This is a genomic window from Pseudomonas sp. GL-RE-29, assembly GCF_019947275.1.
Classification (GTDB): domain Bacteria; phylum Pseudomonadota; class Gammaproteobacteria; order Pseudomonadales; family Pseudomonadaceae; genus Aquipseudomonas; species Aquipseudomonas fluorescens_A.
Genome location: NZ_JAGYGD010000049.1, coordinates 18,011 through 33,579, shown reverse-complemented (window position 1 = coordinate 33,579; position 15,569 = coordinate 18,011). Strand labels below are relative to the sequence as shown.

At 57.1% G+C, this 15,569-nt stretch carries 13 protein-coding genes; 3 read left to right on the top strand and 10 right to left on the bottom strand.

Features of this window, described 5'->3' with window-relative positions:
- Nucleotides 1-278 precede the first annotated feature (278 nt).
- Nucleotides 279-467, top strand: coding sequence for a hypothetical protein (locus tag KGB21_RS27435; RefSeq protein WP_034146166.1), 189 nt, complete (start codon nucleotides 279-281; stop codon nucleotides 465-467).
- Nucleotides 468-532: 65 nt separating this feature from the next.
- On the opposite strand, the gene KGB21_RS27430 is transcribed toward KGB21_RS27435, so the two are convergent.
- The 7 genes from KGB21_RS27430 to KGB21_RS27400 all read right to left on the bottom strand — a co-directional run bounded on the left by KGB21_RS27430 (nucleotide 533) and on the right by KGB21_RS27400 (nucleotide 8,944).
- Nucleotides 533-1,480: a hypothetical protein gene (locus tag KGB21_RS27430; protein ID WP_034146165.1), complete on the bottom strand. Its 948-nt coding sequence runs from the start codon at nucleotides 1,478-1,480 to the stop codon at nucleotides 533-535.
- A 178-nt stretch (nucleotides 1,481-1,658) separates the two neighbouring features.
- Nucleotides 1,659-2,201: a DUF2058 domain-containing protein gene (locus KGB21_RS27425; RefSeq protein WP_034146164.1), complete on the bottom strand. Its 543-nt coding sequence runs from the start codon at nucleotides 2,199-2,201 to the stop codon at nucleotides 1,659-1,661.
- Nucleotides 2,202-2,229: 28 nt separating this feature from the next.
- Nucleotides 2,230-3,066, bottom strand: a complete 837-nt coding sequence (gene mazG / locus KGB21_RS27420; protein WP_034146163.1) for a nucleoside triphosphate pyrophosphohydrolase — start codon at nucleotides 3,064-3,066, stop codon at nucleotides 2,230-2,232.
- A 126-nt stretch (nucleotides 3,067-3,192) separates the two neighbouring features.
- A complete protein-coding gene (gene relA / locus KGB21_RS27415; RefSeq protein ID WP_034146162.1) occupies nucleotides 3,193-5,436 on the bottom strand; it encodes a GTP diphosphokinase in 2,244 nt (747 codons plus the stop codon).
- Between the two features lie 122 nt (nucleotides 5,437-5,558).
- A complete protein-coding gene (gene rlmD / locus KGB21_RS27410; protein WP_223507297.1) occupies nucleotides 5,559-6,911 on the bottom strand; it encodes a 23S rRNA (uracil(1939)-C(5))-methyltransferase RlmD in 1,353 nt (450 codons plus the stop codon).
- Nucleotides 6,911-7,813 (bottom strand): cysteine synthase CysM, encoded by a 903-nt coding sequence (cysM, locus tag KGB21_RS27405; RefSeq protein WP_223507296.1) that lies wholly within the window; start codon nucleotides 7,811-7,813, stop codon nucleotides 6,911-6,913. The genes rlmD and cysM overlap by 1 nt, the downstream gene beginning before the upstream one ends.
- Nucleotides 7,814-7,921: 108 nt before the next feature.
- Nucleotides 7,922-8,944 carry a YhcG family protein gene (locus KGB21_RS27400; protein WP_223507295.1) on the bottom strand — a complete coding sequence of 341 codons (1,023 nt, stop codon included), beginning with the start codon at nucleotides 8,942-8,944 and terminating at the stop codon, nucleotides 7,922-7,924.
- Nucleotides 8,945-9,302: 358 nt separating this feature from the next.
- Here KGB21_RS27400 and KGB21_RS27395 point away from each other — a divergent pair, with 358 nt between their 5' ends.
- Nucleotides 9,303-9,554, top strand: a complete 252-nt coding sequence (locus KGB21_RS27395; protein ID WP_223507294.1) for a hypothetical protein — start codon at nucleotides 9,303-9,305, stop codon at nucleotides 9,552-9,554.
- Nucleotides 9,555-9,728: 174 nt separating this feature from the next.
- Here KGB21_RS27395 and KGB21_RS27390 read toward each other — a convergent pair whose 3' ends face one another.
- The 3 genes from KGB21_RS27390 to KGB21_RS27380 all read right to left on the bottom strand — a co-directional run bounded on the left by KGB21_RS27390 (nucleotide 9,729) and on the right by KGB21_RS27380 (nucleotide 12,481).
- A complete protein-coding gene (locus KGB21_RS27390; protein ID WP_223507293.1) occupies nucleotides 9,729-10,250 on the bottom strand; it encodes a hypothetical protein in 522 nt (173 codons plus the stop codon).
- 175 nt (nucleotides 10,251-10,425) lie between these two features.
- The gene (locus tag KGB21_RS27385; RefSeq protein WP_223507292.1) at nucleotides 10,426-11,772 is read right to left on the bottom strand and encodes a sensor histidine kinase; all 1,347 of its coding nucleotides are present in this window, start codon (nucleotides 11,770-11,772) and stop codon (nucleotides 10,426-10,428) included.
- The gene (locus KGB21_RS27380) at nucleotides 11,762-12,481 is read right to left on the bottom strand and encodes a response regulator transcription factor (protein ID WP_034146156.1); all 720 of its coding nucleotides are present in this window, start codon (nucleotides 12,479-12,481) and stop codon (nucleotides 11,762-11,764) included. The genes KGB21_RS27385 and KGB21_RS27380 overlap by 11 nt, the downstream gene beginning before the upstream one ends.
- 214 nt (nucleotides 12,482-12,695) lie before the next feature.
- Here KGB21_RS27380 and KGB21_RS27375 point away from each other — a divergent pair, with 214 nt between their 5' ends.
- Nucleotides 12,696-15,449, top strand: a complete 2,754-nt coding sequence (locus KGB21_RS27375) for a response regulator (protein WP_034146400.1) — start codon at nucleotides 12,696-12,698, stop codon at nucleotides 15,447-15,449.
- Nucleotides 15,450-15,569: the final 120 nt, after the last annotated feature.

Here is a 15,569-nt window from a genome sequence, read left to right as displayed (position 1 = left end):
GGCTTGCTGGCGATGGTGTCCTCGAGATCGCCATCGCCAGCAAGCCGGCTCCTACAGGTATGCATTTCAAGCCAGGATTTTCAGCACTAAACATGAAGCTTTTGTCATGAAACTTAAGGCCCTGCGACCGAATGCCGCGCCCTGCAAGGCCTGCGCGTTTTTTTCAGTTTTTGCAAAAGTCCGTTACGGAAATGCGTCATTTACTTAGCAAGCTACCAAACTCTATAACAGAGTCCTGCACACGCCTTGCTGCAGATAACAGAGATTGGAGCTAGCAGATGACTGTAAAAGTAACTGAACGCGACGATTCACACATGTCCCACGAAGGCGTAGCCGCCGGTATCCGGATCTGGGACGTGCATCAACAAGACCTGCTGGTAGGTATGTTTCATTCCGAGAGCGATGCGCATAACTACAAGGCCGAACTGGAAATGCTCGAGCGCAAACGCGAACTCGCCACCAGTTGAGGATAACCTTCAGTCTTGCAGCTTGCCCCCCACGCAGGGGCAGGCTGCAACCGGGGCCATCTGGCTCAGGTAATGTGAATGGCCGACAGATGAAGGGTGTCGTCGACCACCACCGCAGGGACAATACTGACGATCCGCCCCGCTTCAAGTTTCACCACTTCGCATTCACCGTCGCCCATGCCGTCATTACGGATCGCGTACTGGACGGAAGACGGATGCAGTTTGCCGTAGTTGAAGTCCATGCCACAGGCAATCAGAAAATCGATCTTCGCCCCCGCCAGTTCAATTTCCCTGTCCCGCTCACCGTCTTTCAACATTGCATAATCGAGACATAAGTTGATCCCGAAGGGGCAGCCTGGAACCAGACTATTGATAAACTTCCCTTCATATCCACCGAAATAACTGTGCTCGGCCTGCACACTACTGACGTCCTTTACCCTGACTACAACTTCGTCAAACAACTTGAATAACCAATAGCCGTCTTCAGCACCTACATGTTTACCAAAATCAATGCCTGATACATAGCGCTTCGGCCACATCGACATTAATGGAATATCTGCCTCATATTCCTTGTTGGTGATTGTCAGCACATAATTGATGACATCGTAGTAGCTCGCCTCACCCTCTCCGACCTTGATAAGGGTCGCGCAGCTACCCGCCAGCAAAACGATCTTGCCGTATTGCTCCACTGGCAGTTCGCTGATCAACAACGCCACACACTCAGGTACCTTCTCCAGGTAAGCAGAGCACAGCTCGTGCAGTTCATCTTCACTGCGAACCTGATGCCAGGGAATGTTCCAGAAAAACTCAGGCAGGGTAAAGAAAACACACGCAGCCTCACCATGCTTCTCCCGGACGGCCTTTGCAGCATTCTTGATTTTTCGGCGCACCAGGTAAGCGCGCTCGGCCAGTTCATCGTCCAGATAATCGAGGATGGATTGTTCGGGCATTCGCGGGTGCGATAACTGCGATTTAAATGTTGGTTGGCGTAACGAAGCGATACTTAGCAGCATTGAAGATATCCTTATCCATTAAATTTATTCCATTTATTTTCTCCGCAAGAATTAATCAGTCATTAAAGATTAATTAATCCAAGTAAAAGAAAACCCGAAAGATCGTATCGACACAATCTTTCGGGTTCAATTAATCAATCAACCAATGTACTAACAAACATGTAAACCAGAGTAGCAATTACCACATCAGATCATCCGGGATCTGATAGGCCGCGTACGGATCGTCCTCGGCAGCGACTTCTTCGGTCTGCACATTCAGCTGCACGATACGCTGTGGATCGCGCTCCTGGATCTTCAGGGCCGCTTCACGCGGGATGACTTCGTAGCCGCCGGCGTGGTGCACGATCGCCAGCGAACCGTTGCTGAGTTTGTTGCGCATCAGGGTGTTGACCGAGATGCGCTTGACCTTCTTGTCATCGACGAAGTTGTAGTAGTCCTCGGTCGTCAGCTTCGGCAGGCGCGTCACTTCGACCAATTGCTTGACCTGTGCGGCGCGGGCCTTGGCTTCGACCTTCTCCTGCTGCTGGCGATTGAGTTCCTGATCGCGCTTGACCTTCTCGGCCATGGCTTCCTGAGCCGCACGCTGCTGGGAATCATCGAGTTCGATCTGGCCTTTGTGGGCCAGACGTTGCTGCTTCTGTTTGTCTTTGCTGACCTGCTTGGCCTGCTTCTGGTTGACCAGCCCTGCTTTGAGTAACTGGTCGCGAAGGGAAATGCTCATGGTGCTTATTACTCACTTAGGCAACTGCTCAACCGCAGCTGGGCAAATTCTTTTCCTGACGTTTGGCTTCGCCCCACAGGGCGTCCAACTCTTCGAGGGTGCAATCTTCTATGGGACGCAGGGTATCGCGCAATGCCTGTTCGATAAAACGGAAACGTCTTTCGAATTTGCTGTTGGCGCCACGCAGTGCGGTTTCCGGATCGACCTTGAGATGACGCGCCAGATTGACCACGGAAAACAGCAGATCGCCGATCTCGTCGGCCACTGCCACGGGATCATTTTCCGACATGGCTTCAAGCACTTCATCAAGCTCTTCACGGACCTTGTCCAACACCGGCAAGGCGTCCGGCCAGTCGAAACCGACCTGTCCTGCACGCTTCTGCAATTTTGCCGAACGGGACAGCGCTGGCAACGCGGAGGGGACGTCATCGAGCAAGGACAGTTGTTGCGGTGCGCTGGATTTCTCCGCGCGCTCTTCAGCCTTGATCTCTTCCCAGCGCTGTTTGACCTGCTCTTCATTTAAACGCGGGACATCCAGCGGTGCGTACAGATCGCCGGTGGGGAACACGTGCGGGTGACGGCGGATCAACTTGCGGGTGATGCTGTCGACCACGCCGGCAAATTCGAAGCGCCCTTCTTCTTTGGCCAGTTGGCTGTAATAAACCACCTGGAACAGCAGATCGCCCAACTCACCCTGCAAGTGATCGAAGTCTCCGCGCTCGATGGCGTCAGCGACTTCGTAGGCTTCTTCAAGGGTGTGCGGGACGATGGTGGCGTAGGTTTGCTTGATGTCCCACGGGCAACCGAACTGCGGATCGCGCAAGCGGTTCATCAGGTGCAGCAGGTCTTCAAGGCTGTATGTCATTTTTCTGTCTCACCACAAAACCTGTGGGAGCTGGCTTGCCAGCGATGGCATCACCTCGATGCTCCAGAGAGACCGAGCTGTCTGCATCGCTGGCAAGCCAGCTCCCACAATGGATCGAAGTCACCTTCAAGGCGTACGGTTACGCCGGGTTTCGATGATGTTCGGCAATTGGGAAATCCTGCCCAACAACCGCCCCAGTGCATCCAGCCCCGGAATCTCGATGGTCAGCGACATCAATGCCGTGTTGTCTTCCTTGTTCGAGCGGGTGTTGACCGCCAGCACGTTGATCCGCTCGTTGAGCAGTACCTGAGAAACGTCACGCAGCAATCCGGAACGGTCGTAAGCGCGAATGACGATGTCCACCGGGTAGGTGAGCACCGGCACCGGCCCCCAGCTGACCTGGATGATTCGTTCCGGCTCGCGCCCGCCCAGTTGCAGCACCGAAGCACAGTCCTGGCGGTGAATGCTCACGCCACGGCCCTGGGTGATGTAACCGACGATCGCATCCCCCGGCAATGGCTGGCAGCAACCTGCCATCTGGGTCATCAGGTTGCCGACACCCTGGATCTGGATGTCGCCACGCTTGCCCGGTTTGTAACCGGTGGCCTTGCGCGGAATCAGTTCCAGTTGCTCGTTGCCGCGCTCTGGCTCGACCAGTTGCTGCGCCAGGTTGACCAGTTGCGCCAGGCGCAAATCGCCGGCACCGAGGGCGGCAAACAGGTCTTCGGCGGTTTTCATGTTGGCTTTGTCGGCCAGCTTTTCGAAATCCACGGCCGGCAGACCGAGACGATTGAGTTCACGCTCGAGCAGGGTTTTACCGGCGGCGACGTTCTGATCGCGAGCCTGCAATTTAAACCAGTGGACGATCTTCGCCCGCGCTCGCGATGTGGTGACGTAACCCAGGTTCGGGTTCAGCCAGTCACGGCTCGGCGTGCCGTGCTTGCTGGTGATGATCTCGACCTGTTCACCGGTTTGCAGGCTGTAGTTGAGCGGAACGATGCGCCCGTTGATCTTGGCGCCGCGGCAGTTGTGACCGATTTCGGTGTGCACGCGGTAAGCGAAGTCCAGCGGCGTCGCGCCTTTGGGCAGGTCGATGGCGTGACCGTCCGGGGTGAAGATGTAAACCCGATCAGGTTCGATATCGACCCGCAATTGCTCCGCCAACCCGCCGATGTCACCCAGCTCTTCGTGCCACTCGAGCACCTGACGCAGCCAGGAGATTTTCTCTTCGTAGTGATTGGAGCCGGATTTGACGTCGGTGCCTTTGTACTTCCAGTGGGCACAAACTCCCAGTTCGGCCTCTTCGTGCATGGCGTGGGTGCGGATCTGCACTTCCAGCACCTTGCCCTCAGGCCCGATTACTGCGGTATGCAGCGAGCGGTAGCCGTTTTCCTTGGGGTTGGCGATGTAGTCGTCAAACTCTTTCGGAATGTGCCGCCACAAGGTGTGGACGATGCCGAGCGCGGTGTAGCAATCGCGCATTTCCGGCACCAGCACGCGAACGGCGCGCACGTCGTAGATCTGGCTGAACTCCAGACCCTTGCGCTGCATTTTGCGCCAGATCGAATAGATGTGTTTGGCCCGGCCGCTGATGTCGGCATCGACACCGGTAGCCTGCAATTCGTTTTTCAGCTGGCTCATCACGTCGCTGATGAAGCGCTCGCGATCCAGTCGCCGCTCGTGGAGCAACTTGGCGATCTGTTTGTACTGGTCAGGCTCCAGATAACGGAAGGACAAGTCCTCCAGTTCCCACTTGATGTGACCGATACCGAGCCGATGGGCGAGCGGCGCGTAGATGTCGAAGACTTCACGGGCGACGCGATTGCGCTTCTCGTCGTCGGCGGTTTTCACCGCCCGGATCGCGCAGGTGCGTTCGGCCAGTTTGATCAAAGCGACACGTACGTCGTCAACCATGGCCACCAGCATTTTGCGCAGGTTTTCGACCTGGCCCTGGGTGCCCATCACCATGGATTTACGCGGGCTCAGGCTGTCGCTGATCGCCGCCATGCGTTGCACGCCGTCGATGAGTTTGGCCACCAGCGGACCGAAGCGCTGACTGACCGCCGGCAACTGAATCTGGCCTTCACGCACACCACGGTACAACACCGCAGCGACCAGCGAATCCTGATCGAGTTTGAGGTCGGCGAGAATTTCCGCGATCTCAAGGCCGGTGCGGAAACTCGAGTTTCCTTCCGACCACAAATTCTTCGCCGCATTGGCTTGTTGTTCGGCCTCGCGAGCGTACTCGCAGGCTTCTTTCAAGGCTTCGCGATCCAGTGCCAGATCGACACTGACCGCGTGATCGAGCCAAGCCTCGAGATTGATACTGCCGTCGGTGTTGATCGGCTGGTGTGCTCTCACCTGTACCATCTTGCTTACCTTCCCTACGACGCAGATTCAATGCGTCAAAATCGCTGACCTTCGTTGCCTGTGAGCCCACGTCGGGCTGGTGCGCGGCTGCACGGGCGGGCCAGTCGGACCAGACGAGCATCCTAGCTCGCTTCAAATAACGCCATGGCTTCGACATGTGCCGTTTGAGGAAACATATCGAGAATCCCGGCACGTTTTAACCGGTAGCCCTGCTTGATCAATTCAACGGTATCGCGCGCCAGCGTTGCAGGGTTGCACGACACATACACCAACCGTTCGGCGCCCAGGGACTTCAGCTTGCGCACGACCTCGAAAGCACCGTCTCGCGGTGGGTCCAAGAGTACCGCACAAAAGCCTTCGCGCGCCCATTCGGCGTCGGACAAAGGCTGGGATAAATCGGCCTGAAAAAACGTCGCGTTATGCAGATTATTGCTAGCGGCGTTCGCGGCAGCGCGATCGACCATCACCTGCACACCTTCCACTGCCACGACCTCGCGAACGGCTTTGGCCAGCGGCAGGGCAAAGTTACCCAACCCACAGAATAGATCTAGAACGCGCTCATCGGCTTGCGGCTTCAACCAGTCCAGCGCCTGGGCCACCATCGCTTCGTTGACCCCGGCATTGACCTGAATGAAATCCCCCGGCCGGTACGCCAATTCCAGATCCCACTGTTCCAGGCGATAGCCCAACGACTGCTCGGCATTGACCGGGTATGGCTCACCATCACCGTGCAGCCACAACTGGGCTTCATGGAACGCGCAGAAATCCTTGAGGATGGTCATGTCACTGTCGGACAACGGCGCCATGTGCCGCAGCAAAACCGCCAGAGACGAACCGCTGAACAATTCAACGTGACCAAGCGCCTGAGGTTTGCTCAAACGCCGAAGCATCTCGGGCAAGCGGCTCATGATCGGTTGCAAGGGTTGGACCAGCACCGGGCATTCATCGATGCCAACGATGTCCTGGCTGCCGGCGGCGCGGAAACCGACTTCGAGTTTCTTCGCCTTCATGTCCCAGCGCACCGCCACACGGGCGCGACGGCGGTAGGCGAATTCCGGGCCGCTCAACGGCGCGGCCCATTCTTCAGGCTCGACACCGGCGACCTTGGACAATTGCTCGGCGAGCATGCGCTGTTTCAGGGCGAGTTGTTCGTTGTGAGGCAGATGCTGCACGCTGCAACCGCCGCAGCGGCCGGCATGAGGACAAGGTGCCGGGCGGCGCAGTTCGCTGGTCTTGAACACGCGCTCGGTACGCGCCTCAACCACTTTGCCGTGGGCGCCGAGCACGCGCGCCTCGATTTCTTCACCGGCCAAAGCGCCGATAACGAACCAGGTACGGCCTTCGAAAAACGCGATACCGCGACCGTCATTCGCCAGGCGCTCGATGGTCAGGCGCTGCTTTTTGCCGGTCGGGATTTGCGGGGCCTTGCTTCCGCCGGTGGGCTGGAAGCGCAGGCCTCTCTCGTGCTTGGCCATCAGTTGGGCGCGTCGAAAATGCCGGTCGACAGGTAACGGTCGCCACGGTCGCAGATGATCGCGACGATCACCGCGTTTTCAACTTCTTTGGACAGACGCAGCATCGCCGCCACGGCACCGCCTGACGACACACCGCAGAAAATACCTTCTTCGCGCGCCAGGCGACGGGTCACGTCCTCGGCTTCGTTTTGCGCCATGTCGACGATGCGGTCTACGCGATCAGCCTGGTAAATCTTCGGCAGGTATTCCTGAGGCCAGCGACGGATGCCCGGAATCGCCGAGCCTTCCATCGGTTGCAGGCCGACGATCTGCACGTTCTCGTTCTGCTCTTTCAAGTAGCGCGAGACGCCCATGATGGTGCCAGTGGTGCCCATGGAGCTGACGAAATGGGTGATGGTACCTTCAGTCTGGCGCCAGATTTCCGGGCCGGTGGTGGTGTAGTGCGCTTGCGGGTTGTCACCGTTGGCGAACTGATCCAGCACCTTGCCGCGGCCTTCGGCTTCCATACGCTGAGCGAGGTCGCGGGCGCCTTCCATGCCCTCTTCCTGGCTGACCAGAATCAGCTCGGCACCGTAGGCGGTCATGGCCGCCTTGCGTTCGGCACTGGAATTGTCCGGCATGATCAGGATCATCTTGTAACCCTTGATCGCGGCGGCCATGGCCAGCGCGATGCCGGTATTACCCGAGGTCGCTTCGATCAGCGTATCGCCGGCGTGGATCTGCCCGCGCAGTTCGGCGCGGGTGATCATCGACAGCGCCGGACGGTCCTTGACCGAACCCGCCGGGTTGTTCCCTTCGAGCTTGAGCAAAAGGGTGTTGCTGGTGGCGCCGGGCAGGCGCTGCAAACGGACCAGCGGAGTGTTGCCGACGCAATCGGCGATGGTTGGGTACTGCAAGGTCATGGCGTATTCGCAATCCAGACTGCGGGGGCGCCTATCATACCGGCAAACGTTCGCAGGCCATATCACGCAAAGTGCGGTGCTTATGGCTTATGGGAATAAGCCACTGACTCAGTGGTCTTCTGCTTGCGCAACATTCAATGCGTAGAACTCATGCAACTTGGCCTGCAATAAGTGTTTGTCCGGTAGCTGGACCTGATATTCAGCGATCAGCGCTGGCGACAGGCTGCGGTTAAGCGCGTACTCGACCACTTCGTCCTCCTTGCTGGCACAGAGCAGTACGCCAATGGCCGGATTTTCGTGGGGCTTGCGCTCGTCGCGATCGAGCGCTTCCAGATAAAAGTCGAGCTTGCCCAAATACTCCGGTTCAAAACGGCCGACCTTGAGTTCGATGACCACCAGACAATTAAGTCCACGATGAAAAAACAGCAGGTCCAGGGCAAAGTCACGCCCGCCGACTTGTATGGGGTATTGGGAACCGACGAAGCAGAAGTCGCGGCCCAGCTCAATCAGGAACTCCTTGAGGCGCGCTAACAACCCTTTGTGCAAATCAGTTTCGGCATGACTGCCAGGAAGGCCGAGAAACTCGACCATGTAAGCGTCGCGGAATATATCCAGCGCTGCTGGGTGGGTTTGTTTCAACGCGGCTGAGACTTTCGCTGGCTGGGTCACGCTGCGCTCGAACAGTGCTGCTTTGAATTGGCGCTCCAGTTCACGTTTCGACCACTTCTCCTGAACCGACATACGCAGGTAAAACTCGCGCTCTTCCGGGTGTTTGCTCTGGCCAAAGATGATCAGGTTGTGCGACCAAGATAATTGTCGCGCCAGTGGTGCGACTTTTTCTTCAGCCCGATAGATCTCATAGAATTGGCGCATGCGGAACAAATTCGAACGGGTAAAACCACGCAGCCCGGGCTGAGTTTGAGCCAGATGCTCAGCCAGTTGACCGATCACGGCATCGCCCCATTCGGCCTGTTCCAGCTTGCGACTGATATAGGCTCCGACCTGCCAGTACAACTCAATCAGTTGCGTATTGACTGCTTGAATGGCCTTTTGTCTGGAACTGTAAATCAGCGCAAGCACTTCGTCGAAACGGTCAACGCTTGCGCTATCGACAACACTGGATGCATTCATGTCCAACTCCCTCGATAGTCAAAGCGCGAGCTTAAACCGTCAGAGCTGCTTTAAATTACCGACTATACCCTTTAGGAAAAGTCGCACAAAAACACCAGAAGGCTCCGGCAAAAACACAAAACAAAGTGGAAGCGTGTGACATACGAGATGACTGGATTTCAATGCAATTGCACCCCTAAACATACAAACTGCCTTTGTATCAAAAAATGCTCTATCAGAAATTTCCCGCAAAGCATGGCGACATGCATGAACTAGTACACAGCAAGTGACAGGCATAGTCTTTTGTAACGCGAAATATGCGTTTCCCGCTATTGCGCCATTATCGCCAAATTGGCTATCACCACAAATGGATACATACATGAAGATTTTAACCGCGTTTTCTCTGGCAGGGATGCTCCTTGCCATCAACCACGCTTCTGCGGCTTGCACAAATATTCGCGATACTTATAGCGGCACTGTACCAGCCAATTCATTCGTAATTGCACAGGGACCATTTAACATCACCAGCGCAAATGGCTGCCGACAAGCAAATATTCAGTCCACCATTTCTGCCGTCGGAGCGGGTTCCCCACCGAAGTTATTCATTGATAAACTAACAGGCTCCACCTAGACTCAAGTCGCTGGCGGCACTGGCAATACCGCCTCAACACTCGGACAGTTAGGAACTTACAGAGTCCGGCATGTGAATGACCTTGGCGTAAAGACAATATTTTGGCACCACGCGTTACAGTCGATAACAATTCGATCATCGGTGTCCGAAATCACGTTTAAGGCACCGGTTAACTCAGGTTCTAACACTGATCGACAGATCATTTCTGTCTGAATTGGCGAAATAAAATAGCGCATTTATGGCCTGATTTGCGCCGAGCAGCGCCTTGGTTACCACTTTGAATGATTCTTGCTGTGCGTACAAAGGCCATTCCCGAACCAATGCGCGATTATCATCCATCATCTGATTAAACATGGCGATCGCATTAAATTTGACGTCTTTTTCAGTCTGATGACCTTTTTTATCAGTCGTCATATTTCCAGATATAAAGATACACACCACATGCTCTCCAATCAGATCGCTCTCATATAACTTAGAACCGACCTTGGCCAACTCATTGGTACTTATCGATGTAAAATCGCACCCCCTTATCAACTCTTTCAAATCACCAATCAAACCCTCACCCTTCAACCTCAACACATCAGCAGCATCCTTGGCGCTGGTTACTGTAAAAGCGTTTTTTGTCTCCAGAGGGTTCTTGATAAAATAAGCATCCGCCTGCATCGATAAAGCTGACGTTCTAATTGTAATGTTCACGGACGATTCTCCTTGGGTTTTTAGCACAAGTTAAATATCGACCATCACTGAAGAGCCTTGAGAGCACACTACAATTTTCGGAAACTTCCTACTGATACCCATTTCACTATGTAGGAAGCATCTGACAAAGATGTGTGAATTAATCTAGAGCATTTCAATTTCCAATAACAGGCGCTTAATGAGCCAGTAAGCGCATATTCAAACGCAGTCCTTTATCGCCATTTTCCGCACTGAGACTGCCACCCTGCCGGCGCACCGCATTCCTGGCAATGCTCAACCCCAAGCCAAATCCACCATCCCCCGGTCGCGAGCCGTCGAGCCGGGTAAACGGCAGGAAAATTCGCTCCAGATCGGCTTCAGCTACGCCACCGCCCTGATCCTCCAGCCACAGATGCCAATAGTCGCCATCCCGTCGTCCGCCAAGATGGACAACGCCGCCCTTGGGTGAATGGCGAATCGCGTTACGCAGCATATTTTCCAATGCCTGGGCCAGCGTGTTGAGATGCCCGCGCACCCAGCAAGACGCATCCACCGAGCACTGCAATTGCCCCTCTGGCCAGCAACTTTCATAACAGGCGTTTTCCGTGAGCATTTCCCACAACGCCTGGACCTGAATCGCTTCGTCGGGCAATCGGGTGCGTTCGGTATCAAGCCAGGCCAGTTGCAACGTGTCTTCGACGAGCCGCTGCATACCATCGACCTCACGACCAATTCGCTCGCGCAACGCGTCCAGGCCTTGCTCGCTTTCACTGGCCACGCGCAGGCGACTCAGTGGCGTACGTAATTCGTGGGACAGGTCGCGCAGCAATTGTTGTTGCAACGCCACCGTGGTTTGCAGGCGTTCGGACATGTGATCGAACGCCCTGCCCAATTCGCCCAACTCGTCCGAACGATTGGTGGTGCGACGCGAAAGGCGCACGTTGAGCTGGTCGGCACGCCAGGCATTGGCCTGTTCGCGCAGGGTATTGAGCGGGACCACCAGCAAGCGATACAAACCCACGCACAACAACAAGGTGAACAGCCCGGGAATCACGCCGTTGGTTATCACGCGCCAGAACACCCGGTACTGTCCGGGCACAAAGCGTTTGGGCAGTTCGATGACCAGGCTGCCGACGGAAGGGTCGCGGGGGAAAGGCACGCGCATCCAAGGCTGGCCTTTCTTGTGGATGGGCCAATCCAGGCCACGCAGGAAGGTCAGGCGTTCGATTTCCTTGTCCGTCAGCGTTTGATTGCTCAGGGACTGCAAATCCCCGCCGATGACACCGACCCAGCCTTTTTCCCGCTGATGCATACCCTGCAGCCAGTCATCGATGCCGGCGCTCTGGCGCTGCTGCCAGGCCTGTTCGGCTTCGGCGGCGTAGCGCGTCAGCGTGCCTCGGGCCTCATCCGACAGGAACTGGTTGCGCTCTTCCATGTAGCGGCCCCAGGACCAGCTCAGCCAGATCATCAGCAGACAGAACGCCACCAACAGGCATGCCAGCTTCCAGAACAGCGAATGCCAGCCCGGCAAGTTACATTTCATCGACAGCGCTCAAGATGTAACCCTTGCCCCACACCGTGCGCACTTCCCGCTCGGTGTAGTCGATGGCTTTGAGCTTGCGGCGAATCTGGCTGATATGCATGTCCAGGCTGCGGTCATGGGCCGCGTAGCCGCGTTGCAGCACATGTTGATAAAGGAAGGCTTTGCTCAGCACTTCGTCGTCGTTGCGGTTCAGGGTTTCCAGCAATCGATACTCGCTGCGAGTCAGGCCGGCAGCCTGCCCTGCGTAAATCACGTCAAAGCATTCATCGTCGAAACGCAGGCTGTCCGCCGCCGGAACCATCGCGGCCGTTGTTGGCCGACGGTCGAGCGCGACCCGGCGCAGGATCGCTTCGATGCGCACCCGCAACTCAACCATGCTGAAAGGCTTGGGCAGGTAATCGTCGGCCCCCAGTTGAAAACCGCTGACACGATCCGCCTCGGCACCGAGCGCCGACATCAGCAGCACCGGCGTCGAATGACTCTGGCGCAATTGCGTCAGCACCGACAGCCCGTCAAGTCCCGGCAGCAGAATATCCATCAGTACCACATCGAAGGCCTGCTGGCGGGCAGCGGCCAGTCCTTCCTGGCCGTTCTGGCACCAGGTCACCTGAAAACCGCTACGGCCCAAATGCTCATGCACATAGGCACCGAGTACGAGGTCGTCTTCGATGGAGAGGATGCGGGGATGGCCGGCAGCGATGGGAGTCATATCTATCTGCAACTAATTCTCAGTTAATGATTATTAAAGATTGCGTCTCCTGGGGCAACCCACGCTTTGCAAAGTACGGAAAAGTGCCGGATTGGCCGACGAATGACGACATCAATTTTACGAAGATTGACCGCATGCAAATCGCTACACTGCGCAAGTGATGCGTGCCGCACGCTAGTGCAGGCCTATAGATAGCTGGATGCAGGAGAAAGGCGTGCTCAAGAAACTGGGAATCAAAGGCCGCGTGTTGTTGCTGACCCTGCTGCCGACCAGCCTGATGGCGTTGGTCTTGGGCGGCTATTTCACCTGGATGCAGCAATCCGACCTGCAAACCCAACTCATGCAGCGCGGCGAAATGATCGCCGAGCAACTGGCCCCTTTGGTTGCGCCAGCCATGGGGCATAAAAACAGCGATTTGCTGGAGCGCATTGCCACCCAGTCACTCGAACAACCGGATGTGCGCGCCGTGACTTTCCTCGCCCCGGACCGCACGCCACTGGCCCACGCCGGGCCCACCATGCTCAATCAGCCACCGTTGGGTGACGATTCACAGATGCTGCATCGAAGCGGCAGTGATGCGACGCGCTACCTGCTGCCGGTATTCGGCAAGCATCGCAATCTGGCCGGTGACGTGATTCCCGATGAATCCGACCGCCTGCTGGGTTGGGTCGAACTCGAACTGTCCCACAACGGCATGCTGCTGCGCGGTTACCGCAGCCTGTTTGCCAGCCTGTTGATGATTGCCGCGGGATTGGGCGGCGCGGCGCTGCTGGCATTGCGCATGGGGCGCACGATCAATCGCCCGCTGAGCCAGATCAAGCAAGCCGTGGCCCAACTCAAGGACGGCCATCTGGAAACCCGCCTGCCACCGCTGGGCAGCCAGGAACTGGACGAATTGGCGTCCGGCATCAACCGTATGGCCGGCACCCTGCAAAATGCCCAGGAAGAGTTGCAGCACAGCATCGACCAGGCCACCGAAGACGTGCGCCAGAACCTCGAAACCATCGAAATCCAGAACATCGAACTCGACCTGGCGCGCAAGGAAGCGCTGGAGGCGAGCCGGATCAAATCCGAATTCCTCGCCAACATGAGCCATGAAATTCGCACGCCGCTAAACGGCATTCTCGGCTTTACCCACCTGCTGCAAAAAAGCGAGTTGACCCCGCGCCAGCTCGATTATCTGGGCACCATCGAAAAGTCCGCCGACAGCTTGCTCGGGATCATCAACGAGATTCTCGACTTCTCGAAAATCGAGGCCGGCAAACTGGTGCTCGACCATATTCCATTCAACCTGCGCGACCTGCTCCAGGACACCCTGACCATCCTCGCCCCGGCAGCCCACGCCAAACAGCTGGAGCTGGTCAGCCTGGTGTACCGCGACACGCCGTTGTCGCTGGTGGGCGATCCGCTGCGCCTCAAGCAGATCCTCACCAACCTGGTGAGCAACGCGATCAAGTTCACCCGCGAAGGCACCATCGTCGCCCGAGCCATGCTCGAAGATGAACAAGAAGACAGCGTGCAATTGCGCATCAGCATCCAGGACACCGGCATCGGTCTGTCCAGCCAGGACGTGCGCACCCTGTTCCAGGCCTTCAGCCAGGCCGACAACTCGCTGTCCCGGCAACCCGGCGGCACCGGCCTTGGGCTGGTGATTTCCAAGCGTTTGATTGAGCAAATGGGCGGCGAAATCGGTGTCGACAGTACGCCGGGCGAAGGTTCGGAATTCTGGATCAGCCTGAGCCTGCCGAAAACCCGCGACGACGCCGAAGACCTGCCCGGCCCGCCTCTATTCGGCCGTCGCGTGGCAGTACTGGAAAATCACGAACTGGCGCGCCAGGCGTTACAGCATCAATTGGAAGACTGCGGCCTCGCCGTCACTCCGTTCAATACGCTGGAAAGCCTGACCAATGGGGTGACCGTTGCCCATCAGACGGATCAGGCGATTGACTTGGCGGTACTGGGCGTAACCAGTAACGACATGCCGCCGGAGCGTCTGAATCAGTACATCTGGGACCTCGAACACCTGGGCTGCAAAGTACTGGTGCTGTGTCCGACCACGGAGCAGACGCTGTTTCACCTCTCGGTCCCCAATCCCCACAGCCAGCTCCAGGCCAAGCCGGCCTGTACCCGCAAGTTGCGACGTTCCCTGTCCGATCTGGTCAACCCGCGCCAGCCACGCAGTGAACCTGGCGAACCGGTTTCCAGCCGTGCACCGAAAGTGCTTTGCGTCGACGACAACCCGGCCAACCTGCTGCTGGTGCAAACCCTGCTCGAAGACATGGGCGCCAAGGTGCTGGCGGTGGAAAGCGGTTACGCCGCGGTTAAAGCGGTGCAGAACGAGACTTTCGATCTGGTGCTGATGGACGTGCAAATGCCGGGCATGGACGGACGCCAGAGCACCGAAGCGATCCGCCAGTGGGAGAGCGAACGGCATTGCACGCCGCTGCCGATCGTCGCCCTCACCGCCCACGCCATGGCCAACGAAAAACGCGCCTTGCTGCAAAGCGGCATGGATGACTACCTGACCAAACCAATCAGCGAGCGGCAACTGGCGCAAGTGGTGCTGAAATGGAGTGGCCTGGCGCTGCGCAACCAGCGTGCGGAACGATCCGGCGACAGCCACGCTGGCGCCTACGAGTTGCAGGTCCTCGATCACGAAGAAGGCTTGCGCCTGGCCGCCGGCAAGGCTGATTTGGCGGCGGACATGTTGGCGATGTTGCTGGCCTCACTGGAAGCCGACCGCGAAGCGATCCGCCAGGCCCAGCAAAGCAACGACCACAATGCCTTGATTGAACGGGTTCATCGCTTGCACGGCGCCACCCGCTATTGCGGCGTTCCGCAACTGCGCGCCGCCTGCCAACGCAGCGAAACCCTGCTCAAGCAACAGGACCCGAAAGCCTTCGGCGCACTCGAAGAACTCGACCGGGCGATCAATCGCCTGGCGGCCCAGGCGCGGATCAATGCATGACGCAGCGCAATCACCCTGTACACATAGAGCGCTAAGCTCACCGCAAGCAGTGTAGGAGCTGGCTTGCCAGCGATGGGGATCTCAAATTTGCGTTGCCTTTGAGGCCGTCATCGCTGGCAA

Bases quoted from the DNA above. Each gene is read 5' to 3' on its own strand.
- rlmD (WP_223507297.1), bottom strand. From the start codon at position 6,911: ATGGCCAAGCACGAGAGAGGCCTGCGCTTCCAGCCCACCGGCGGAAGC.
- KGB21_RS27430 (WP_034146165.1), bottom strand. From the start codon at position 1,480: ATGCTGCTAAGTATCGCTTCGTTACGCCAACCAACATTTAAATCGCAG.
- KGB21_RS27425 (WP_034146164.1), bottom strand. From the start codon at position 2,201: ATGAGCATTTCCCTTCGCGACCAGTTACTCAAAGCAGGGCTGGTCAAC.
- KGB21_RS27385 (WP_223507292.1), bottom strand. From the start codon at position 11,772: ATGAAATGTAACTTGCCGGGCTGGCATTCGCTGTTCTGGAAGCTGGCA.
- KGB21_RS27380 (WP_034146156.1), bottom strand. From the start codon at position 12,481: ATGACTCCCATCGCTGCCGGCCATCCCCGCATCCTCTCCATCGAAGAC.
- cysM (WP_223507296.1), bottom strand. From the start codon at position 7,813: ATGACCTTGCAGTACCCAACCATCGCCGATTGCGTCGGCAACACTCCG.
- mazG (WP_034146163.1), bottom strand. From the start codon at position 3,066: ATGACATACAGCCTTGAAGACCTGCTGCACCTGATGAACCGCTTGCGC.
- KGB21_RS27400 (WP_223507295.1), bottom strand. From the start codon at position 8,944: ATGAATGCATCCAGTGTTGTCGATAGCGCAAGCGTTGACCGTTTCGAC.
- KGB21_RS27395 (WP_223507294.1), top strand. From the start codon at position 9,303: ATGAAGATTTTAACCGCGTTTTCTCTGGCAGGGATGCTCCTTGCCATC.
- relA (WP_034146162.1), bottom strand. From the start codon at position 5,436: ATGGTACAGGTGAGAGCACACCAGCCGATCAACACCGACGGCAGTATC.
- KGB21_RS27435 (WP_034146166.1), top strand. From the start codon at position 279: ATGACTGTAAAAGTAACTGAACGCGACGATTCACACATGTCCCACGAA.